We start from the raw sequence: 21,346 nt of genomic DNA, 5'->3' as shown, positions 1-21,346 counted from the left end.
GCCCGCACGGACGAGGGGCGGGTCAACGTCTGCCCTCCAGATGTTTGCGGTGCAGCCACTTGGGCAGCCCGGGGGCCTCCAGGAAGCCCTCCGCGCGGCCGGCGGCGAGGCCGATGCGCAGCAGGTCGGCGCTCTTCTCGAAGAGCATGAATCGGGGCTCCCAGATCGGTCGGTACTTGGCGTTGGCGCGGTACAGCGACTCGATCTGCCACCAGCGGGAGAAGAAGCTGAGCAGTGAACGCCACATGCGCAGCACCGGTCCCGCACCGAGCCTCGAGCCACGTTCGAAGACGGATCGGAACATCGCGAAGTTGAGCGAGACCTGAGTGATTCCGATCTCCTTGGCCCGCTGGAGGAGTTCGATGACCATGAACTCCATCAGGCCGTTCTCGGACTCCCGGTCCCGCCGCATCAGGTCGAGGGACAGCCCCTTCGGCCCCCACGGCACGAACGACAGCAGCGCGCGCAGCTCGCCCTGCTCGTCGAAGCACTCCAGCATCACGCAGCGCCCGTCCTTCGGGTCGCCGAGCCGGCCGAGCGCCATCGAGAAGCCGCGCTCGGTCTCGCCGTCCCGCCAGTCGTCCGCCTTGGCGAGCAGTACGGCCATCTCGTCGGCCGGGATCTCCTCGTGGCGCCGGATCCGCACCTGGTACCCGGCCCGCTTGACCCGGTTGTACGCCTGCCGGACCGTGCGCATGGCCCGCCCGTCGATCGTGAACTCGTCGGTCTCCACGATCGCCTCGTCGCCCAGCTCCAGCGCGTCGAGCCCGTGCCGGGCGTAGATCTGCCCGGCCTCCTCGCTCGCGCCCATCACCGCCGGGATCCAGCCGTGCTCGCGCGCCTCGGCCAGCCACGGCTCGATCGCGCCGGGCCACGCCTCCGGGTCGCCGATCGGGTCGCCGGAGGCGAGGGAGACACCGCCGACCACCCGGTAGGTGATGGCCGCCTTCTCGCTCGGGGACCAGATGACGCTCTTCTCACGGCGCAGCGCGAAGTAGCCGAGCGAGTCCCGGTCGCCCTGCTTGTCGAGCAGCGCCCGCAGCCGGTCCTCGTCCTCCTCGGTGAGCGGGTCGACGGCCCGCCGGGCCCGGAAGGCGGCGAACAGCACCGCGAACAGCAGCAGCGTCGACATCACGTTGATCACGACGTCGACCCAGCCGGGCGTGTTGATCGTCGCGAACGCCTTGTCGTCCGAGGCCAGCGTGATCAGCCGCAGCACGCCGTACTTCCAGCGCTCCAGGAACGTCGAGTGCCCGGACGCCGTGTTGGTGACGGTCACCAGGAGCGTGGCGAGGAGGGACGTGACGAGCAGCCCGCCGACCGCGACGACGGCGGCCGCGATCGGGTTGGAGCGGTCACCCTTCGCGTAGAACTCCCTGCGGCCGAGCAGCAGCGAGCCGAAGAACGCGGCGGTCAGCGCCAGCGACACCCAGTTCTGGGCGTGCTGCCGGATCTCCGGGAAGATCATCACGACCGCGAAGAGCAGCAGGAACAGCCCGCTCAGCACGAAGTTCAGGATCCACGCGGCCCGCTTGCGACGGCGCATGGTGATCGCCAGGAACAGCGTGAAGACCCCGGAGGCGAAGCCGGCGGTCAGCATGTACGGGGTGAAGTAGTTGTCCTCGTTGTGCCGGCGCAGGTCGTTGCCGAACGAGACCCAGACGGCGCTCAGGAAATTGACGAACGTGACGGCCCGCAGATACCAGACGGCGAACGCGGCGCTGCGGCGCGAGCGGACCGTGCTCTGTGGTGCTCCGGTGGTGGACAAACGGACTTCTCCCATAAAACGCGATCATATTGGGCGCCGCTCACACTGTCCGGCCCGGGCCGGGCCCGAACACGGCGCGCGTGGCGCCCGTCCTGGACGCGGTGCGTGGCACCCGGGCCCGAGCGGGGCCCGACCTCCGGCCAGGGCGGGCCGAGCCTGCTCGGCCTGGATCGACCAGACCCGAGTCGGCCCAGCCCGGGACCTGGCCCGAGCAGGGGCACGACGCCCCGGCCGGGACGGGCCGAGCGTGGCCGGCCGTGGCCGAACCGAGCCGGGACCGGTCGGCCGCAGCAGGACCGGCCTCGGCCGGAGCCGAGTCCGCCGGACCGGCCGAGCCCGACCGGCCGAGCCTGACTCGACCTGGCTGAGCCGGACCGGCCGAGCCCGGCTCGACCTGACCCGACCTGGCTGAGCCGGACCGGCCGACCAGGCCGGCCTGGCCTGGCCGACGGACCGGATCCGGTCGTGGCCCGGGGCGGCCGAAGCCGACCCGTGCCGTGACCTGTCCGGTCTACCTCTCGGGCCCTGCCGAGCGCTAGGCGTTCGGTGCCGGGTCGGCCGCCGGCGGGTCGGCCGGGGCGGTTGCTTCCGGCAGGTCCGCTGCCAGGGCGGCCGCGGCACGGACGAGGGGAAGGGCGAGCAGCGCGCCGGTTCCCTCGCCCACAGTGACGCCGTGGTCGAGCAGAGGGTTGAGTGCCATCCGGTCGAGGGCCTTCGCCTGGGCCGGCTCGCCGCTCACCTGGCCCGCCAGCCACCAGTCCGGCGCGCGGAACGCCGCCCGCTGCGCGACCAGCGCGCAGGCCGCGCCCACGACGCCGTCCAGGATGACCGGCAGCCGGCGCACCGACGCCTGGAGCAGGAAGCCCGTCATCGCCGCCAGGTCCGGTCCGCCGACCGCCGCGAGGAGTTCCAGCTGGTCGCCGAGGACCGGGCGGGCCCGGCGCAGCGAGTCGCGGATCGCGGCGCACTTGCGCATCCAGGCCAGGTCGTCGATGCCGGCCCCGCCGCGCCCGGTCACCACCGAGGCGTCCGTCCCGCACAGCGCCGCGATCAGCGTGGCCGCCGGGGTCGTGCCGCCGACGCTCAGGTCGCCGAGCACGACCAGATCGGTGCCCGAGTCGGCCTCCTCGTCGGCGATCGCGATGCCCAGCTCGAGCGCCTCCCGGGCCTCCTCCGGGCTCTGCGCGTTCTCCTGGTCGATACGGCCCGTCCCGCGCCGCACCCGGCGCCGGGTCACCTCGGCCGGCAGCAGCTCCGGGTCGCAGTCCAGACCCGCGTCCACCACCCGCACCGGCACGCCCTGCGTCCGCGCGAGCACCGCGACCGGGCTCGCGCCGTCGAGGACGGCGCGCACCAGCTCGTACGCGGTGCCGGCGGCCCGCCCCGAGACGTCGAGCGAGGCCACCCCGTGGTCGCCCGCGAACAGGACGACCTTGGGCTGCTCCACCGGCCGCACCGGCACCCGGCCCTGGGCCGCCGCCAGCCACTCGCCCAGCTCGTCGAGCCGCCCGAGCGCGCCGGGGCGCACGGCGAGCCGCTCCCGGCGCTCCTCGGCGTCACGCCGGATCCCGCCGTCGGGGCGCTCGATCAGATCGGAGAAGTCGTCGAGGTTCAAGGTTGGTTCCGCCTAGGGACGTCAATCGGTCGTGGGACACACGGGTGAGTAGGGCGATCGTTCGAACCCTACCGGCTAGCCCCGCAGCACCAGGGCCTGTCCCGCGACCACCAGGAGCACCTGCTCGCACTCGTCGCCGAAGGCCGCGTTGAGCCGCCCCAGCTCGTCCCGGAACCGCCGCCCCGACGCGGTCGCCGGGACCACGCCCGACCCGACCTCGTTCGTCACGGCGACCACCGTGCGGCGGGTCGCCCGTACCGCCGCCACCAGCTCCGCGACCCGCTCCGCGAGCGCGTCCCGGCCGCCGGCCGCCCAGGTCTCGTCGTCCCACGCGCCGACCCGGTCCATGGCGTCCGTCAGCCACAGCGACAGACAGTCGATGAGCAGCGCCGGGCCCTCGGCCGCGAGCAGCGGTACGAGATCGGTCGTCTCCTCCGTACGCCAGGAACCCGGTCGCCGGTCCCGGTGCAGCCCCACCCGGTGCGCCCACTCCGGGTCGCCCTCGCGGGTGCCGCCCGTCGCCACGTACACGACCTCGGGGAAGGTCTCCAGACGCCGCTCCGCCTCCACCGACTTGCCCGACCTGGCCCCGCCGGTGACCAGCGTGCGGCGCGGCACGTCCGGCACGGCGTGGTACTCGCCCACGTACAGGGTCGTCCCGTCCGGCACCGCCCGGGCCCCCGCCGCCGCGAGTCGCCGGTCCAGTTCGGCGCCCGTCGGGGCGTCGTGGTCCAGGTGGACCGCGATGACCTCCGTGCCCGGCCCGACCGCGCCCGTCGCCCGCAGCCGGGCCAGCGCGTCCGGACGGCCCGTCACGTCCGCCACCACCATGTCGTACGGGCGCCGGTGATCGTCCGTCAGGCCGGCCGGGGCGCCGCCCGGCGGCAAATACAGGAACCGCTCGCCGTCCGTCGACGTCACCTCGTACCCCGTGCCCGGCGCGTCCATCGCCACCGCCCGCACCCGGTGCCCGCTGATCAGCGTCAGCTCCCGACCGTCCGGCACCCGTACCGCCGTCGGCAGCCCCGCCGGCACCTCCAGGGCCGGCCCGTCGTGCGGATGCGTCAGCAGGACCTGCCGTACGCCGACCAGCGAATGCCCCGAACGCGCGGCGGCCAGCGCGGCCCCCGGCGTCAGATCGAGCAGCAGCGCACCGTCCACGAGCAGCGACGTCGCGGCCCGCGCCTGTTTCCCCCGGGACAGCGCGCACACCGCGCACGGGCAGTCGGGGCGGGGGAGTCCGAGGGGTGCGCCGGTGCCGAGCAGAGTCAGTTCCACGTATCGATCCTCCCGCGTCGCCGCAACCCGTGCGCGTCCGGCTACGCTGCGGGCAGGAAACCGATCATCCGGTGAGCTCCAGCATCCCCAGGAGGCGGACATGGCATGGACGTGGCGGTTCGAGAAGTCCGACGGCAGCGAGGTCACCCCCTCGGTGGCCCCGGAGGAGTTCACCACCCAGGGCGACGCCGAGTCCTGGCTCGGCGAGAACTGGCGTGACCTGCTGGACGGCGGCGCGGACCAGGTGACGCTGTCGGAGGACGGGGCGAAGATCTACGGCCCGATGCCCCTGGACGCGGAGGGCTAGGTCCACTCTTCCGGCGCCCTGCTCGCCCGGGCCGGCGCCGAAGGCGACCTCGACCGGGTCGTCGCGGTCGACTCCGCCATCGGCCGTGCCCACCAGTACGCCGCCGGGGCCCGCCCGAAGGGGCCCCGGCCGGCGAGCCGGACGACCATGCCCCCGGCCGCGCGAGCCGGACGACCATGCCCCCGGCCGGCCCGGCGGCGGACCGACCGCCAGGATCCATCTCGCCGTGACAGCCCCTGCCGGCCGCCGGCCTTCGTGCTCACGCCCGGCCGGACAGGTGACGCACCCGCGTTCGCCGAGGTCACGGCCCTGTTGCCGAAGGCCGGTCATGCGGCGGGCAGGGCCGGGCGAGCCCCTGGACCTGTCCGGTGAAACGGACTTGTCCCGATCACGCAACGGACCCTGCAGAACCATGGGCGGCTCAATCCCTGATGCGCCATCATGACGGAATGACCAAGCGAAAGTTGGCTCTGTCCGCAGGGCTGCTTCTTTTGTGTATAGGCGCCTTCTGTGTCTGGGTCGGTCTGGACAGGGCTGACCAGGTCGCCAATATCGTCGGAGCGGTTGCCACGGCGGGTGGCGTCGCTCTTTCTCTCTGGCAAACCCGCGGCGCCGCCGTTGCCGCGGTCGACAACGGTAGCGCTGCTGATTCCAGCGGGAATTCCGTGGAAGTGAGCCCGGTCCTTCAGAACGGGGTCGGCAATCAGTACCAGACCGGCGGATCCAGGTATGACATGACGGGTCCGGCAGTCGTGGTCCACAACTCTTCCCCTCCCTCCAGGGGCATGGGCATAGGCGATGCTGCTGCCGTCCTTGCGGTGGTGGGCGCGGTCGCCGTCGCACTTGTCGCGGTCAACGCGCTCCACAAGGACACGGGCGGGCCTCTTGCGTCGCCTCCTCCGTCTCCCTCCCTTCATGCGGGTTCCGGCCCGTCTCCGACGATTTCCTCATCTCCCCCCGGAGGGATGACGGTTACGTGCCGAGTACTGGAAAGCCCGCAGAACGTCCAACGCGGCCAGACCATCGAGTTGACCTATGAGATCTACGCCCCGACATCCGTCCACGTCGGGCTCGGAGCGGGCCTCTACGACAATGCCGGGAACGATCACACGAATGGTGCGGGCGACAGAGACGACATCTCTCTGACGGCGGGGCGACAGAATGTGATGACCCGCAAGATGGAAATCCCTCGTGACCTGACCGCTGGACGCTACGAAATCGCTGCCGAAGTCTGGCCGGCACACCACATCGGCAGCGGCGAGACCCTCGCGGACCACTCGTGCACGACCGTGACGCTGCGCTGAGTCGTCGCGGCCAGCCGCGACGGTCCGCCACCGGTCCAGAAGCTCACGGGCGAACCCTGGCGTAGGCACACGGGGCGGCGGCGCCGTCAGGCGCGCGGTGCAGGCGGGACGACTACCCGCGCGGGGGTGGGCGGCCGGGCGCGGGGCGCCGGATCACGTGGTCGTCAGGAACTGCGTCGCCGCCAGCTCCCCGTACAGCTCGTCCCCCGCCACCAGCTCCGCGTGCGTTCCCACCGCCCGTACCCGGCCCGCCTCCATGACGACGATCCGGTCGGCGAGCGTGACCGTGGACAGCCGGTGCGCCACGACGAGGACCGTGACCTCCTTCGCGACCTCGGCCACCACGTCCCGCAGCGCCAGCTCGTTCACCGCGTCCAGCTGCGAGGTCGCCTCGTCGAGCAGCAGCAGGCGGGGCTTGCGGAGCAGTGCCCGGGCGATGGCGACACGCTGTCGCTCGCCGCCCGAAAGTGTGGAGCCGCGGTGGCCGACGAGCGTCTCCAGGCCGTCGGGCAGCCGCTCCACCAGGGCGTCGAGCCTGGCCCGTGCGAGCACCTGCCGGATCTCCTCCTCGGTGGCGTCGGGCGCGGCGAAGGTCAGGTTCTCGCGCAGGGTGCCCGACAGGACGGGCGCGTCCTGCTCCACGTACCCGATGGCGGCGCGCAGCTCCGCGAGCGGCCACTCCCGTACGTCACGGCCGTCGACCAGGACCCGGCCGCCGGTCGTCTCGTAGAACCGCTCGACGAGCCCGAAGACGGTCGTCTTGCCGGCGCCGGACGGGCCGACGAACGCGGTCATGCCGCGGCCGGGGACGGCGAAGGAGACGCCACGGTGTACGGGCGGCAGGTCGTCGCGGTAGCGGAAGGAGACCTCGTCGAAGACGACGGACGCCGGGCCGCGGTCGACCGATCGGGCTTCTCCGGTCTCCTCCGTCTCCAGCGCCTCCGCCTCCAGGATCCGGGAGACCGCCGCCGAACCCACCTGGAACTGCGTCGCCGCCTCCACCAGCTTCGAGATCGGCTCGATCAGGTAGAAGAGGAAGAGCAGGAAGGCGATGAGCGAGGAGACCGTGGTGGCGCCGGACGCCACCCGCGCGCCGCCGATGCCGAGCACCGCCAGGAACGACACCTGCACCGCGAGCCCGATCGAGGAGCCCGCGAGCGACTGCCATTTCGCCGACTTCACGCCGTGCCGCCAGGCCTCCTTCGCCGCCGCCTCCACCACGGCCGTCTCGCGCGCCTCCGCGCCCGACGCCTTGATCGTGCGGAACGCCCCGAAGGCCCGCTCCAGGACCGTCGAGATCTCCCCGACCGCCTCCTGCGAACGCCGGGTCGCCGCCGCGATCCGCGGCATGAGGAGGGCGACGGCGCCGCCGATCAGCGCGATCACGCCGAGCGTGACGCCGAGCAGCACCGGGTCCATGAGGCCCATCAGCACGAGCGTGGCGAGGAAGGAGAGGCCGCCGGTCGCCGCCGAGACGGCGGACTGGGTGGTGACGGCGCGCAGCAGGGTCGTGTCGGAGGTGATCCGGGACATCAGGTCACCCGGCTGCGTCTTCTCCACCTCCGGGAGGCGCAGCCGGAGCAGCCGCCCGATCAGCGAGCGCCGGGCGGCGAGGACCACCGACTCGGCGGTGCGCTCCAGGACGTACGAGCCGAGCGCCTCGACCGCCGTCCCGAAGACCACGAGCCCGGTGAGGACGAGCAGCACGGCGACGATCGGCTCGTCCTGGCCGAGCCGGTCCACCAGCGCCTTCGCGGCCAGTGGCTGCGCGAGCCCGCTCGCCGCGCCGACCAGCGCGAGCACCGCGCCGAGCGCGACAGCGGCCCGGTGCGGCCGGAAGTGGGCGTAGAGCGCGCGCCGGACCTGACGCGCGGGCACAACGGGCATGGGCGAGGGGGCTGCCGTGGCAGCGGCTTCGGTGCGGGTCACACCGGTCAGGACGCGGAGAAGCGGCGGTCACCTGACCGCCGCTTCTTCCCACTCGTACTCGTACGGGTGCTAGCCCCGCACCCCGCACAGATGCAGCAGCCCCGCGATCCGCCGGTACGGGTCCGTCCGGCCCGCCCGGTCCTCCGCCGTCAGGAGGCGCTCCAGCTCGTCCGCGGCCGGCAGGCCCTCGTCGGCCGGGAGGCCGTCGGTGAAGACCCGCACGCCGTACCAGGCGTGCAGCGGCGCCGCGATCCCGGCGAGGGTCGAGGTCAGCGCGTCGAGGCGGTCGGCGCGCACCTTCGTGCCGTTGCGGTCGGGGTAGACGTCCGACTCGAAGGCGCCGAGGGCGCCCGCCCAGTCCCCGGCGAGGCCCGGCCGCATGGCCAGCGCCTCCGCGTTCCGTACCACCAGGGAGAGCAGGCCGCCGGGGGCCAGCATCCGGGCCAGGCCGGCGAGCAGCGCGTCGGGCGCGTCGGCGTACATCAGCACGCCGTGGCACAGCACGACGTCGAAGCTGCCGGGCAGGAAGTGCACGCCGGTCTCGCGGCCGTCGCCCTGGATCAGCCGGACCCGCTCGCGGATGCCGGCCGGTTCGGTCGCGAGCGACTCGCGGGCGGCCGTGAGCAGCTCGGGGTCGGCCTCCAGGCCGGTCACGGTGTGTCCGGCGCGGGCGAGGCGGAGCGCCTGGGTGCCCTGGCCCATACCGGCGTCGAGGATCCGCAGCCGCTGCCCCACGGGGTAGCGGGCGGCTATCTGCTCGTCGAGCTGGCGGGCGACGAGCTCCTGGCGGACGGTGTCGCGCAGCCCGCCGGGCACCACCGGCCAGTGGCCGACCAGCGGCAGCACCTCGGCGGCGGTCACGGCCGGAGCCGCGAGATCCGCGTCAGCCTCGTCGGCCGCCACCGGCTCAGGGCCCGAGAACTCCGCGCTCAGGGTCGCTCTCCGCGCTTGACCTGCGGCTTCGGCAGCCGCAGCCGGCGCATCTGGAGCGAGCGCATCAGGGCGTAGGGGATCGCGCCACGGGTCGGCTGGTTCGGGAAGCGCTGCTTCAGCTGCCTGCCGAGGCGGAACCAGATGCCGATCGAGTCGAGCACGATCAGGACGATGATCGCGGCCCACAGCAGCAGCGACACGTTCTGCAGCGCCCGGTTGGTGTTGCCGAACAGCGACAGCACCAGGATCACCACGGCGACCGGCAGGAAGAACTCGGCGACCACGAACCGCGAGTCGATGTAGTCGCGGACGAAACGCCGCACCGGGCCCTTGTCACGGGCCGGCAGGTAACGCTCGTCGCCGCTGGCCAGCGCCTCGCGCTGCTTGGCGAGGTCCACACGGCGCGCTTCGCGCTGCCGCTTCATGGCCTCCTTGCGGTCGGCCGGTGCGGACTGCGCGCGGCGGCGCTGCGACTGCGCGTCGCTCCGCTTGGGAGTCGGGCGGCCCTTGGGGGCCTGCGGGTCGCGGGGCTGCTTGGAGAGGTCCGCCGTCACCTGCTCGGTGGGGGCCTTCTCATCCTTGGAACGGCTACGGAACACATCGCCAAGGGTACGTGCTGAGTGGTGTGGGACCCAGCACGGGCGGGAACGATCCGCTAACGGCCTGCGTCCCTGGCCTTGGAACACCGTGGAGAACGGTGGGACACCGGGGAATCCTCTACTCCCTGGGCGGGAGGATCGGTGATCCCCACTCGTCCTTGGGGAGGAGCACATCGGGTCCCGAACAGTGCGGTAATGGAGTCATGAACCGTACTGTGGTTCATGTTGGAGTGCTGGAGCCCAGTCCGTCAGAAGGGGGCGCGCGAAGCCCATGAGCGGTGTGATGAAGCGTATGGGGATGATCTTCCGCGCGAAGGCAAACAAGGCCCTCGACCGGGCCGAGGATCCGCGCGAGACCCTCGATTACTCGTACCAGAAGCAGCTGGAGCTGCTGCAGAAGGTGCGCCGGGGCGTCGCCGACGTGGCGACCTCCCGCAAGCGCCTGGAGCTGCAGCTGAACCAGCTGCAGAGCCAGTCCGCCAAGCTGGAGGACCAGGGCCGCAAGGCCCTCGCGCTGGGCCGGGAGGACCTGGCGCGCGAGGCGCTGTCCCGCAAGGCCGCGCTGCAGCAGCAGGTGAACGACCTGGAGGTGCAGCACCAGACCCTGCAGGGCGAGGAGGAGAAGCTGACCCTCGCCGCCCAGCGGCTGCAGGCCAAGGTCGACGCCTTCCGCACCAAGAAGGAGACGATCAAGGCCACGTACACGGCGGCCCAGGCGCAGACCCGGATCGCCGAGTCGTTCTCCGGCATCTCGGAGGAGATGAGCGACGTCGGCCTCGCGATCCAGCGGGCCGAGGACAAGACCGCCCAGCTCCAGGCGCGGGCCGGCGCGATCGACGAGCTGCTCGCCTCGGGCGCGCTCGACGACCAGTCGGGCCTGGCCAAGGACGACCTGCAGGCGGAGCTCGACCGGATCTCCGGCGGTTCGGACGTGGAGCTGGAGCTCCAGCGGATGAAGGCCGAGCTGGCGGGAGGGCCGTCGGCGCAGCAGCAGGCGATCGAGGGCGGCTCCGGCACCGGCCAGAACCAGTCGCAGCAGCAGTCCCACCCGCGCTACGAGAAGTAGGCGCACCCCTTCGCAGCAGGAGGACGGCACGTCATGATCGTACGGATCATGGGGGAGGGCCAGGTCAGGCTGGCCGACAGTCACTTCGCCGAGCTCAACAGGCTCGACGACGAACTCCTGGAGGAGATGGAGGGCGGCGACGAGCCCGGCTTCCGCCGGACGCTCGCGGCCCTGCTCGACAAGGTCCGGGAGCTCGGCGAGCCGCTGCCGGACGATGCCCTGGAACCCTCGGAGCTGATCCTTCCGGCGCCCGACGCGACCCTCGACGAGGTCCGCCAGATGCTCTCCGACGACGGCCTCATCCCCGGCTGACGCCTCGGCCACCGGCTGACGCCTCAACCCCGGCCGACGCCTCGGCCCCGCACACCAGCCGGTGCCCCGTCTCCTCCGAAGGGACGGGGCACCGTCGTGTCCGCACCCCGTACCGTCTTCTGTCGTGACGACCAACGGCACCCTGCTCGCCCGGACCCGCTACCGCCTGCGGGCCCACCCCCTCGCCTTCGACGCCGGGCTCGCCGTGCTCGTGTTCGTCGCCATGGTGCTCGCCTCCTTCACCGACCCGCACGGCAGCCCCGACGGGCCCACCTTCGGCGACCGGGTGCCCACCACCGGCGGGACCGTCCTCATGCTGTGCGGCGCCTCCGCGCTCGTGCTGCGCCGCCGCCACCCCATCGGGGTGCTCGCCGCCACCTCGGCGTTCGCCCTCGTCGAGCTGGTCGGCGACGCCCGCCCGGCCCCCGTCGCCATGGGCGCCGTCATCGCGCTCTACACCGTCGCCTCGCGCACGGACCGGCCCACCACCTGGCGGCTCGGTCTCGCCACCATGGCCCTGCTGACCGGCGCCGCCATGTTCTTCGGGGGCACTCCCTGGTACGCGCAGGAGAACGTCGGCGTCTTCGCCTGGACCGGGATGGCCGCGGCCGCCGGCGACGCCGTGCGCAGCCGCCGGGCGTTCGTCGACGCCATCCGGGAGCGGGCCGAGCGCGCCGAGCGCACCCGCGAGGAGGAGGCCCGGCGGCGGGTCGCGGAGGAGCGGCTGCGGATCGCCCGCGACCTGCACGACGTGGTCGCCCACCACATCGCCCTGGTCAACGTGCAGGCGGGCGTCGCCGCCCATGTCATGGACAAGCGGCCCGACCAGGCCAAGGAGGCCCTCGCGCATGTGCGCGCCGCCTCCCGTTCGGCCCTCGACGAGCTGCGCGCCACCGTCGGGCTGCTGCGCCAGTCCGGCGACCCGGAGGCGCCGACCGAGCCGGTGTCGGGCCTCGCCGTTCTCGACGACCTGCTGGCCACCTTCCGCAACGCGGGGCTGCCGGTGGAGCTGACCCGCACCGACGGCGGTGCCGCGCTCCCCGCGGCCGTCGACCTTGCCGCGTACCGGATCATCCAGGAGGCGCTGACCAACGTCCGCAAGCACGCCGGCGCCGACGCCCGCGCCGAGGTGAGCGTGCTCCGGGTCGGCCGTACGGTCGAGATCACCGTCCTCGACGACGGCGCCCCGCACTCCGCGCTCCCCGGGCAGGCGCCCGCGGACGGCGGCGGCCACGGCCTGCTCGGGATGCGCGAACGGGTCACCGCGCTCGGCGGCACGCTCACCGCGGCACCCCGCTACGGGGGCGGCTTCCGGGTGCAGGCGATACTGCCGGTGACCGGCCGCACGGGGGAGGACGACGCATGACGGAACCCACGGAGAGCGAGGAGGCGCGCCCCATCAGGGTGCTGCTCGCCGACGACCAGGCCCTGCTGCGCAGCGCCTTCAAGGTCCTGGTGAACTCCGAGCCCGACATGGAGGTCGTCGCCGAGGCCGCCGACGGCGCCGAGGCGGTGGACCGGGCCCGCGCCGAGCGGCCCGACGTCGTCCTGATGGACATCCGCATGCCGGGTACGGACGGCCTCGCCGCGACCCGGCTGATCACCGCGGACCCGGAGCTCGCCGCCGTACGGATCGTCATGCTGACCACCTTCGAGGTCGACGAGTACGTGGTGCAGTCGCTGCGCGCCGGGGCCTCCGGCTTCCTCGGCAAGGGCGCCGAGCCGGAGGAGCTGCTCGGCGCCATCCGGATCGCGCACGCGGGCGAGGCGCTGCTCTCCCCGGCCGCCACCAAGGGCCTGATCGCCAGCTTCCTCGCGCAGGGCGGCGGCGCCGACCCGGACCGCGAGTCGGCTCCCGGCTACGCGGAGCGGCTCTCCGCGCTGACCGCCCGCGAGCGGGAGGTGCTCGTCCTCGTCGCGGGCGGGCTCTCCAACGACGAGATCGGCGGGCGGCTCGACGTCAGCCCGCTCACGGTCAAGACGCATGTCAACCGGACCATGGCCAAGCTGGGCGCCCGGGACCGCGCCCAACTGGTGGTCACCGCGTACGAGTCGGGCCTGGTACGTCCAAGGGTGGAGTGAGGGGCGGCTCCGGCGTACTCCAGACGCGGTATGCGCGCCATAAGGAATTGGGCCCGGGGGCCGAGGAACGTGCCGTGTTCATGGCGGAAGGTATAGGCGGGCACACCTGGGGCTGCTTCGTTCCGGCCCGGGCGCCCGCCTGCCGCGTACGCCACAGAAACGAGTCCCCATGTCCTGGCTGTCCAGATTCAGCCTCGCGCAACGGGCCCTGATCGGGCTGATGTCCCTCGTCGCGCTCCTCTTCGGAGCGATAGCGATCCCGCAGCTGAAGCAGCAGCTGTTCCCGTCCATCGAGCTGCCGATGGTCTCGATCCTCGCCCCCTACCAGGGCGCGTCCCCGGACGTGGTCGAGAAGCAGGTCGTCGAGCCGCTGGAGAACAACCTCAAGGCCGTCGACGGCATCAAGGGCATCACGTCCACCGCCTCCGAGGGCAACGCCGTCATCATGGCCAGCTTCGACTACGGGGACGAGGGGACCAAGCAGCTCGTCGCCGACGTCCAGCAGGCCGTCAACCGGGCCCGTGCCCAGCTACCCGACACGGTCGACCCGCAGGTGGTGGCCGGCTCCACCGACGACATCCCGACGGTCGTGCTGGCCGTCAGCTCCGACAAGGACCAGCAGGCCCTCGCCGACCAGCTGGACCGGACCGTCGTCCCCGCCCTGGAGGACATCGACGGCGTCGCCCACGTCAACGTCAACGGCGTCCGCGACCTCCAGGTCTCCGTCACCCCGGACGACCGCAAGCTCGCCGCGGCCGGCCTCAGCCCGATGAAGCTCACCGAGGCGATCCGGAACGGCGGCGGCACCATGCCCGCCGGCGCCTTCTCGGAGGACGGCAAGAGCCGCACCGTCCAGGTCGGCGGCGGCTACACCTCGCTCCAGCAGATCCAGGACCTGCGGATCAAGCCCGAGAAGGGCAGGGCGGTCCGCCTCGGTGACGTCGCCACCGTGAAGCAGGAGGAGGCCACCGCGGTCTCCCTGACCCGCACCAACGGCAAGCCCAGCCTCGCCGTCATGGCCACCATGGACAAGGACGGCAGCGCCGTCGCCATCTCCGACGCGGTCAAGGACAAGCTGCCCGAGCTGCGCAAGGACCTGGGCGCCGGCGCCGAGCTCACCGTCGTCTCCGACCAGGGCCCGGCCGTCGCCAAGTCGATCTCCGGCCTCACCACCGAGGGCGCGCTCGGCCTCGTCATGGCCGTCCTCGTCATCCTGGTCTTCCTGGCCTCGCTGCGCTCGACCCTGGTCACCGCGGTCTCCATCCCGCTCTCGGTCGTCCTCGCCCTCATCGTGCTGTGGACCCGCGACCTGTCGCTGAACGTGCTGACGCTCGGCGCGCTCACCATCGCCATCGGCCGCGTCGTCGACGACTCGATCGTGGTCCTGGAGAACATCAAGCGGCACCTCGGCTACGGCGAGGAGCGGCAGTCCGCGATCGTCACCGCGGTCAAGGAGGTCGCCGGCGCGGTCACCTCCTCCACCCTCACCACCGTCGCCGTCTTCCTGCCGATCGGCCTGGTCGGCGGCATGATCGGCGAGCTGTTCGGCTCCTTCAGCCTCACCGTCACGGCGGCGCTGCTCGCCTCGCTGCTCGTCTCCCTGACGGTCGTCCCGGTCCTCTCGTACTGGTTCCTGCGCGCTCCCAAGGGCACCTCCGAGGACCCGGAGGAGGCCCGCAGGCTGGCCGAGGAGAAGGAGACCAGGAGCAGGCTGCAGCGCGCGTACGTGCCGGTGCTGCGGTTCGCCACCCGGCGCCGCCTCACCAGCGTCGTCATCGCCCTCGTGGTCCTCTTCGGCACCTTCGGCATGGCGCCGCTCCTGAAGACCAACTTCTTCGACCAGGGCGAGCAGAAGGTCCTGACGGTCAAGCAGAAGCTGGCCCCGGGCACCAGCCTGGCCGCCTCCGACGCGGCCGCGAAGAAGGTCGAGGAGGTCCTCGCCGGTACCGAGGGCGTCAAGGACTACCAGGTCACCGTCGGCTCCTCCGGCTTCATGGCGGCCTTCGGCGGCGGCACCGGCTCCAACCAGGCGTCGTACCAGGTGACCCTGGAGGACTCCGCCTCGTACGAGAAGACCCGCGACGCCCTGCACGAGGCGCTCGGCAAGCTCGACGGCATCGGCGACACGACCGTCGCCGCCGGTGACGGCTTCGGTAACCAGGACCTCAGCGTGGTCGTCAAGGCCGCCGACCCGGCGACCCTGAAGAAGGCGTCCAAGCAGGTCGAGGACGCCGTCGCCAAGCTGAAGAACGTCACCGACGTGCAGAGCGACCTGTCCCAGTCGGTGCCGCGGATCTCGGTCCGGGCCAACGAGAAGGCGGCCGACGCCGGCTTCGACGACACCACCCTCGGCATGGTCGTGGCGCAGGCCGTGCACGGCACGCCGGCCGCCAAGGCGATCCTCGACGACACCGAGCGGGACGTCCTGATCACCTCCGCCCACCCGGCCACCACCCTGGCCGAGCTGAAGGCGCTGCCGCTCGGCCCGGTCAAGCTCGGCGACATCGCGCACGTCGACCTGGTGCCCGGCCCGGTCTCCATGACCCGGATCGACGGCGCCCGCGCGGCCACCATCACGGCCAAGCCGACGTCGGACAACACCGGCGCCGTCAGCGCCGAGCTCCAGACGAAGATCAAGGCGCTCGACCTGCCCGAGGGCGCCACCGCCTCCATCGGCGGCGTCTCCCAGGACCAGTCCGAGGCCAACAGCAAGATGGCCCTGGCGATGCTCGCCGCCGTGGCGATCGTCTTCATGCTCCTGGTCGCGACCTTCCGCTCGCTGGTCCAGCCGCTGATCCTGCTGGTCTCCATCCCGTTCGCGGCCACCGGCGCCATCGGCCTGCTCGTCGCGACCGGCACGGCGATGGGCGTCCCGGCGATGATCGGCATGCTGATGCTCATCGGCATCGTGGTCACCAACGCGATCGTCCTGATCGACCTGATCAACCAGTACCGGGCCCAGGGCCTCGGCGTCATCGAGGCCGTCGTCGAGGGCGGCCGGCACCGACTGCGCCCGATCCTCATGACGGCCCTGGCGACGATCTTCGCCCTGCTCCCGATGGCGCTCGGCGTCACCGGCGAGGGCGGCTTCATCGCCCAGCCGCTGGCCGTGGTGGTGATCGGCGGTCTGATCACCTCGACGCTGCTGACCCTGCTGCTCGTGCCGACGCTCTACGCGATGGTGGAGCTCCGCAAGGAGCGCCGCGCGAAGAAGCGGGCGGCGAAGCGGGAGAAGAAGGCGGGCGGCAACGCCCCGGTCCCGCCGCAGACGAAGGAACCGGCGGGCGTCTGACCGCCGCGGTACGACCGGAGGGGTGCCCCGCGCGAGCGTGCGGGGCACCCCTCCGGGGCGTCCGGGACGGACAAAGGGGTGGGCCCCCGCGCATCGCGCGGCGGCCCACCCCTTGGCACGTCCGGGAGGAATCGTTACGGCAGCGCCAGCATCCGCTCCAGGGCCAGCTTCGCGAAGGCCTCCGTCTGCTTGTCGACCTCGATGCGGTTGACCAGGTTGCCCTCGGCCAGCGACTCCAGGGTCCACACCAGGTGCGGCAGGTCGATCCGGTTCATGGTCGAGCAGAAGCAGACCGTCTTGTCGAGGAAGACGATCTCCTTGCCCTCGGGGGCGAAGCGGTTCGCCAGGCGGCGGACCAGGTTCAGCTCGGTGCCGATCGCCCACTTCGAGCCGGCCGGGGCCGCCTCCAGGGCCTTGATGATGTACTCCGTCGAGCCCACGTAGTCGGCCGCGGCGACGACCTCGTGCTTGCACTCCGGGTGGACGAGCACGTTCACGCCCGGGATGCGCTCGCGCACGTCGTTGACCGAGTCCAGGCTGAAGCGGCCGTGCACCGAGCAGTGGCCGCGCCACAGGATCATCTTGGCGGCGCGCAGCTCCTCGACGGTGAGCCCGCCGTTCGGCTTGTGCGGGTTGTAGACCACGCAGTCGTCCAGGGACATGCCCATGTCGCGGACGGCGGTGTTGCGGCCCAGGTGCTGGTCCGGCAGGAAGAGCACCTTCTCGCCCTGCTCGAAGGCCCAGTCCAGGGCCTTCTTCGCGTTCGACGAGGTGCAGATGGTGCCGCCGTGCTTGCCGGTGAACGCCTTGATGTCGGCCGAGGAGTTCATGTACGAGACGGGCACGACCTGCTCGGCGATGCCGGCCTCGGTCAGCACGTCCCAGCACTCGGCGACCTGCTCGGCGGTGGCCATGTCGGCCATCGAACAGCCCGCGGCCAGGTCCGGCAGCACGACCTTCTGGTCGTCGCCGGTCAGGATGTCCGCCGACTCGGCCATGAAGTGCACGCCGCAGAAGACGATGTACTCGGCCTCCGGCCTGGCGGCGGCGTCACGGGCGAGCTTGAACGAGTCGCCGGTGACGTCGGCGAACTGGATGACCTCGTCACGCTGGTAGTGGTGCCCGAGGACGAAGACCTTGTCCCCGAGCTTCTCCTTGGCGGCGCGGGCGCGCTCCACCAGGTCGGGGTCGGAGGGCGACGGAAGGTCGCCGGGGCACTCCACGCCGCGCTCGCTCTTCGGGTCGGCCTCCCGGCCGAGCAGGAGGAGGGCGAGCGGCGTCGGCTGGACGTCCAGGGGCTGGGCGGTGGTCACGTCACGCACCCTTTCTGCATCTGAGGTGAGCCTCGTAAAGCCTTTTCGTCTAAATGACGCTATCTATCATAACCGGTTCACGTCACTTTGACGATGTCCATAGTGTCGATGTGACGAATTCGCCTTCCGCGTCTCTGGACAGGGTGTGCGAGCATGAAAAGAGGTAAAAGACGCGCCCCGGCCCGCCCGCCCCGGAATGAATCCGCGGCGCCGCCGGTTGCAACGTCGGCAAGCAGTCTCCGTACAACCCGGGAGAGATGTAGATGTCCGTATCGGACGAGACCAGCACCGTCACCGACGGCATCATCCTGACCGACGCCGCCGCGGCCAAGGTCAAGGCCCTGCTCGACCAGGAAGGCCGTGACGACCTGGCCCTGCGTGTCGCCGTTCAGCCCGGTGGCTGCTCCGGCCTGCGCTACCAGCTGTTCTTCGACGAGCGCTCGCTCGACGGCGACGTCGTCAAGGACTTCGACGGCGTCAAGGTCGTCACCGACCGCATGAGCGCCCCGTACCTCGGCGGCGCCCAGGTCGACTTCGTCGACACCATCGAGAAGCAGGGCTTCACGATCGACAACCCGAACGCCACGGGTTCCTGCGCCTGCGGCGACAGCTTCAGCTAAGCCGTAGCGCTCAGCCGCACGTACGTGAGAGGGCGGCACCCACACCGTGGGTGCCGCCCTCTCACGTACACGCGTGCACGGGCGCGCGGCTCAGCTGCGCGGCACGGCCTGTCCGCTCGCCCCGTCCACCACCGCCCGGCCGTCCAGCGGCGCGTCAAGCGTCACCGTCTTCGTGATCTCCACGGCGATCGCGATGCACGCCTTGCCCGGCTCCGTCGGCTTCTCGGCGATCCGCACGGTCACCTTCTGCGGGGTCTCCGCCGCCGTGACGGTGTACGTGCTGCACACCCCGCCCCAGAAGGTCACCGACAGCTGCCGGCCGCTCGCGTCCGTCCGGTACGCGCTGATCTGCCGCTCCGGCACCGCCGGCGGCGCCGACTGCGCGGGCGGCCTCAGGTACCGGTCCTCCACCGCGGTCCGTACCACCGTGTACGGCCTGGCGCCGGGCTGCTCCCGTGCCTCGAACAGCCACGCCGGTACGAGGGAGGCCTCGCCGCCCACGTCCTGCGCGGCGAGCCCGAAGACGGCGCCCGTGACGGTGACGACGTGCGGCTCCGGCGTCGGGCAGGAGGAGTCCGCCCGGCTCGGGTCGCCCTCGCCCTGCGCCTTGCCCGCCGGCGGGTCGATCGCGCAGCCGCCGATCGCGGCCGGGCCCGCGCCCTTCGCGTCCCTGTTCAGCTCGTCCAGGGCCTGCTTCGCCCCGATCACCGGATACGTGGCGCCCTTGGCCGGTTCGAGCAGCCGCCCGCTCCCGGCCACCACGGAGCCGTCGGGGCCCACCTGGATGCCGGTCGACCAGCCGTACGTGGGCAGGCCGTCGACGACCGGGTCGGCGTTGACCACCCGTACCGAGCCGTTCATGATCTGGCTCGCGTCCAGCTTGGCGTCGTCCTGGCCGATCGCCTTGAGGACCGGCGCCGCCGCCGCCCTGGCCACGGCCTCGCTCACCGGAGAGCCGCCGCCCGTCGGCGGCTTCGCCTCTCCCGGTGGCGGGCACGCCTTGCCCTTGAGGCAGGTGTCGCCGACCGGGCCGCCGTCGTAGCGGCTCACGGTCCAGCTTCCCGGCGCCCGCTCGGACACGTCGAGCCGCAGCCCGTTGCTGTCCTTCTCCGGCGTCAGCTGCCACACCCCGGACACCAGCCGGGGCGTGCCGGCGAGCCCGAGGGCCCGGGCCAGCCGGGTCACCTCGGCCGAGGTGACCCGGCCCTCGGGCCGGTGGACAGCGGCCGAGGAGGGCCCTTGGGGGAGGGGGCCCCGGGCCCGGTAGACGGTCCCGCCGGAACCGCTCGGGTCGGGTTCACCCGGCGCGATCCCCTGACCGCCGCCCTGCGTCGGTGCGGCGCGCACCGCCGAACTGCCGCTGTTGCCGCCGTGGCCGTCGCTGCCGCCGTCGCCGCTGGCCGTGGCGGCGTAGTACACGCCTCCGCCGCCCACCAGCAGCACCGCTGCCGCCACCGAGGTGACAAGAAACGGGCGCTTTCCCGGCCCGGTCTCCGAACTGCTCACCGTTCGCTCCTTCCCAAGGACACCCCTGGGACGGGAACGAGGGTCAACCGGTTCCGGTTCTGTGCTCAGATCCCGTACTCGGGGGTCGCGGCGATCAGCCGCGCCGACGCGGCCGGCACCTTCACGCCGTGGATCAGCGCGGGAGAGACCGGAGCGGCCTGCGGAACGGAGTCGGGGACCCAGTGCGGGGCCATCCGCGCGCCGTCCCCGCACAGCTCGGCGAGGCTGAACTCGGACTCCTGCGGCTCACGAGGAGCGGGATACTCGGTCATGGCGGCACCGTACGCACGTCTCGGCATCGGGGAAAAGCCCTACTCTGGGGTAGTTTCCACTGTTCGGCTTCCGCCCCCGCAGCCGGTAGCGTGAACTGTCATTACCGTCCTTCCCCACGGGAGCATCCAGCCGTGCGTATCGCAGTCACCGGCTCCATCGCCACCGACCACCTCATGACCTTCCCGGGCCGGTTCGCCGACCAGCTCGTGGCGGACCAGCTGCACACGGTCTCGCTCTCCTTCCTCGTCGACAACCTCGACATCCGACGGGGCGGCGTGGGCCCGAACATCTGCTTCGGCATGGGCCAGCTCGGGGGCAACCCGATCCTGGTGGGAGCGGCCGGTTACGACTTCGACGAGTACCGTGCCTGGCTCGACCGGCACGGCGTCGACACCGCCTCGGTCCGCATCTCCGAGGTCCTGCACACCGCGCGCTTCGTGTGCACCACGGACAAGGACCACAACCAGATCGGCTCCTTCTACACGGGCGCCATGAGCGAGGCCCGGCTGATCGAGCTCAAGGCCGTCGCCGACCGCGTGGGCGGTCTCGACCTGGTCCTGATCGGCGCCGACGACCCCGAGGCGATGCTGCGCCACACGGAGGAGTGCCGGACCCGCGGGATCCCGTTCGCCGCCGACTTCTCGCAGCAGATCGCGCGCATGGACGGCGAGGAGATCCGCACGCTGCTCGACGGCGCGACCTACCTCTTCTCCAACGAGTACGAGAAGGGCCTCATCGAGTCGAAGACCGGCTGGACCGAGGAGGAGATCCTCGGCCGCGTCGGCCACCGGGTCACCACCCTCGGCTCGCGCGGTGTCCGCATCGAGCGCGTCGGCGAGGACCCGATCGAGGTCGGCTGCCCGGAGGAGGACGCCAAGGTCGACCCGACCGGCGTCGGCGACGCCTTCCGCGCCGGCTTCCTGACCGGTCTCGCGTGGGGCGTCGGCCTGGAGCGCGCGGCGCAGGTCGGCTGCATGCTGGCCACGCTGGTGATCGAGACCCTGGGCACGCAGGAGTACACGCTGCGCCGCGCCAACTTCATGGAGCGCTTCACCAAGGCGTACGGCGAGGAGGCGGCCGCCGAGGTCCAGGCGCACCTGGCCTGACGCGCACGGTCGGTACGGGAGCCCCGGGGCGCGCGCCCCGGGG

18 protein-coding genes are annotated in these 21,346 nt (G+C 72.2%); 9 read left to right on the top strand and 9 right to left on the bottom strand.

The window, feature by feature from the left end:
• Positions 1–22: 22 nt before the first annotated feature.
• The 3 genes from ACIRSU_RS29795 to ACIRSU_RS29785 form a co-directional block, all read right to left on the bottom strand.
• Positions 23–1,783, bottom strand: coding sequence for a phosphatidylglycerol lysyltransferase domain-containing protein (locus ACIRSU_RS29795; protein WP_403798511.1), 1,761 nt, complete (start codon positions 1,781–1,783; stop codon positions 23–25).
• 520 nt (positions 1,784–2,303) lie between these two features.
• Positions 2,304–3,383, bottom strand: a complete 1,080-nt coding sequence (gene cobT / locus ACIRSU_RS29790; RefSeq protein WP_403798508.1) for a nicotinate-nucleotide--dimethylbenzimidazole phosphoribosyltransferase — start codon at positions 3,381–3,383, stop codon at positions 2,304–2,306.
• A gap of 75 nt (positions 3,384–3,458) precedes the next feature.
• The gene (locus ACIRSU_RS29785; protein WP_403798505.1) at positions 3,459–4,661 is read right to left on the bottom strand and encodes a bifunctional adenosylcobinamide kinase/adenosylcobinamide-phosphate guanylyltransferase; all 1,203 of its coding nucleotides are present in this window, start codon (positions 4,659–4,661) and stop codon (positions 3,459–3,461) included.
• Positions 4,662–4,761: 100 nt separating this feature from the next.
• On the opposite strand from ACIRSU_RS29785, the gene ACIRSU_RS29780 reads away from it, so the two are divergent.
• Positions 4,762–4,968, top strand: a complete 207-nt coding sequence (locus ACIRSU_RS29780) for a hypothetical protein (protein ID WP_403798502.1) — start codon at positions 4,762–4,764, stop codon at positions 4,966–4,968.
• 449 nt (positions 4,969–5,417) lie between these two features.
• Positions 5,418–6,272 (top strand): hypothetical protein, encoded by an 855-nt coding sequence (locus ACIRSU_RS29775; RefSeq protein WP_403798499.1) that lies wholly within the window; start codon positions 5,418–5,420, stop codon positions 6,270–6,272.
• A 153-nt stretch (positions 6,273–6,425) separates the two neighbouring features.
• Here ACIRSU_RS29775 and ACIRSU_RS29770 read toward each other — a convergent pair whose 3' ends face one another.
• From ACIRSU_RS29770 to ACIRSU_RS29760, 3 genes are all read right to left on the bottom strand, one after another.
• A complete protein-coding gene (locus ACIRSU_RS29770; RefSeq protein WP_403798497.1) occupies positions 6,426–8,159 on the bottom strand; it encodes an ABC transporter ATP-binding protein in 1,734 nt (577 codons plus the stop codon).
• Between the two features lie 111 nt (positions 8,160–8,270).
• Entirely contained in the window at positions 8,271–9,062 is a 792-nt protein-coding gene (locus ACIRSU_RS29765) for a class I SAM-dependent methyltransferase (RefSeq protein WP_403798618.1), read from the bottom strand.
• A 68-nt stretch (positions 9,063–9,130) separates the two neighbouring features.
• On the bottom strand, positions 9,131–9,733 hold the full coding sequence (locus ACIRSU_RS29760; RefSeq protein WP_403798494.1) for a DUF3043 domain-containing protein: 603 nt from the start codon (positions 9,731–9,733) through the stop codon (positions 9,131–9,133).
• A gap of 271 nt (positions 9,734–10,004) precedes the next feature.
• Here ACIRSU_RS29760 and ACIRSU_RS29755 point away from each other — a divergent pair, with 271 nt between their 5' ends.
• The 5 genes from ACIRSU_RS29755 to ACIRSU_RS29735 all read left to right on the top strand — a co-directional run bounded on the left by ACIRSU_RS29755 (position 10,005) and on the right by ACIRSU_RS29735 (position 16,485).
• Positions 10,005–10,799, top strand: a complete 795-nt coding sequence (locus tag ACIRSU_RS29755) for a PspA/IM30 family protein (RefSeq protein ID WP_403798491.1) — start codon at positions 10,005–10,007, stop codon at positions 10,797–10,799.
• Positions 10,800–10,832: 33 nt separating this feature from the next.
• Positions 10,833–11,111, top strand: coding sequence for a hypothetical protein (locus ACIRSU_RS29750; protein WP_403798488.1), 279 nt, complete (start codon positions 10,833–10,835; stop codon positions 11,109–11,111).
• A 124-nt stretch (positions 11,112–11,235) separates the two neighbouring features.
• Positions 11,236–12,477, top strand: coding sequence for a sensor histidine kinase (locus tag ACIRSU_RS29745; RefSeq protein WP_403798485.1), 1,242 nt, complete (start codon positions 11,236–11,238; stop codon positions 12,475–12,477).
• Positions 12,474–13,193: a response regulator gene (locus ACIRSU_RS29740; protein WP_403798482.1), complete on the top strand. Its 720-nt coding sequence runs from the start codon at positions 12,474–12,476 to the stop codon at positions 13,191–13,193. Before ACIRSU_RS29745 ends, ACIRSU_RS29740 begins: the two co-directional genes overlap by 4 nt.
• Positions 13,194–13,362: 169 nt before the next feature.
• The gene (locus ACIRSU_RS29735; RefSeq protein WP_403798480.1) at positions 13,363–16,485 is read left to right on the top strand and encodes an efflux RND transporter permease subunit; all 3,123 of its coding nucleotides are present in this window, start codon (positions 13,363–13,365) and stop codon (positions 16,483–16,485) included.
• A 134-nt stretch (positions 16,486–16,619) separates the two neighbouring features.
• Here the strand turns inward: ACIRSU_RS29735 and nadA are convergent, their stop codons facing one another.
• Positions 16,620–17,807 (bottom strand): quinolinate synthase NadA, encoded by a 1,188-nt coding sequence (gene nadA / locus ACIRSU_RS29730; protein WP_403798478.1) that lies wholly within the window; start codon positions 17,805–17,807, stop codon positions 16,620–16,622.
• A gap of 254 nt (positions 17,808–18,061) precedes the next feature.
• Between nadA and erpA the strand changes: the two genes are divergently transcribed.
• The gene (gene erpA / locus ACIRSU_RS29725; RefSeq protein WP_389205390.1) at positions 18,062–18,418 is read left to right on the top strand and encodes an iron-sulfur cluster insertion protein ErpA; all 357 of its coding nucleotides are present in this window, start codon (positions 18,062–18,064) and stop codon (positions 18,416–18,418) included.
• Positions 18,419–18,508: 90 nt separating this feature from the next.
• Here erpA and ACIRSU_RS29720 read toward each other — a convergent pair whose 3' ends face one another.
• Together ACIRSU_RS29720 and ACIRSU_RS29715 are read right to left on the bottom strand one after the other, a co-directional pair.
• The gene (locus ACIRSU_RS29720) at positions 18,509–19,924 is read right to left on the bottom strand and encodes a hypothetical protein (protein WP_403798475.1); all 1,416 of its coding nucleotides are present in this window, start codon (positions 19,922–19,924) and stop codon (positions 18,509–18,511) included.
• Between the two features lie 65 nt (positions 19,925–19,989).
• Positions 19,990–20,196, bottom strand: coding sequence for a hypothetical protein (locus ACIRSU_RS29715; protein ID WP_403798473.1), 207 nt, complete (start codon positions 20,194–20,196; stop codon positions 19,990–19,992).
• Positions 20,197–20,328: 132 nt separating this feature from the next.
• Between ACIRSU_RS29715 and ACIRSU_RS29710 the strand changes: the two genes are divergently transcribed.
• Positions 20,329–21,303, top strand: coding sequence for a carbohydrate kinase family protein (locus ACIRSU_RS29710; RefSeq protein WP_403798470.1), 975 nt, complete (start codon positions 20,329–20,331; stop codon positions 21,301–21,303).
• Positions 21,304–21,346 lie beyond the last annotated feature (43 nt).

This window comes from Streptomyces sp. NPDC101160 (genome assembly GCF_044768205.1).
In the GTDB taxonomy this organism is placed as follows: Bacteria; Actinomycetota; Actinomycetes; order Streptomycetales; family Streptomycetaceae; genus Streptomyces.
This window is presented reverse-complemented; position numbering and strand designations above follow the sequence as displayed.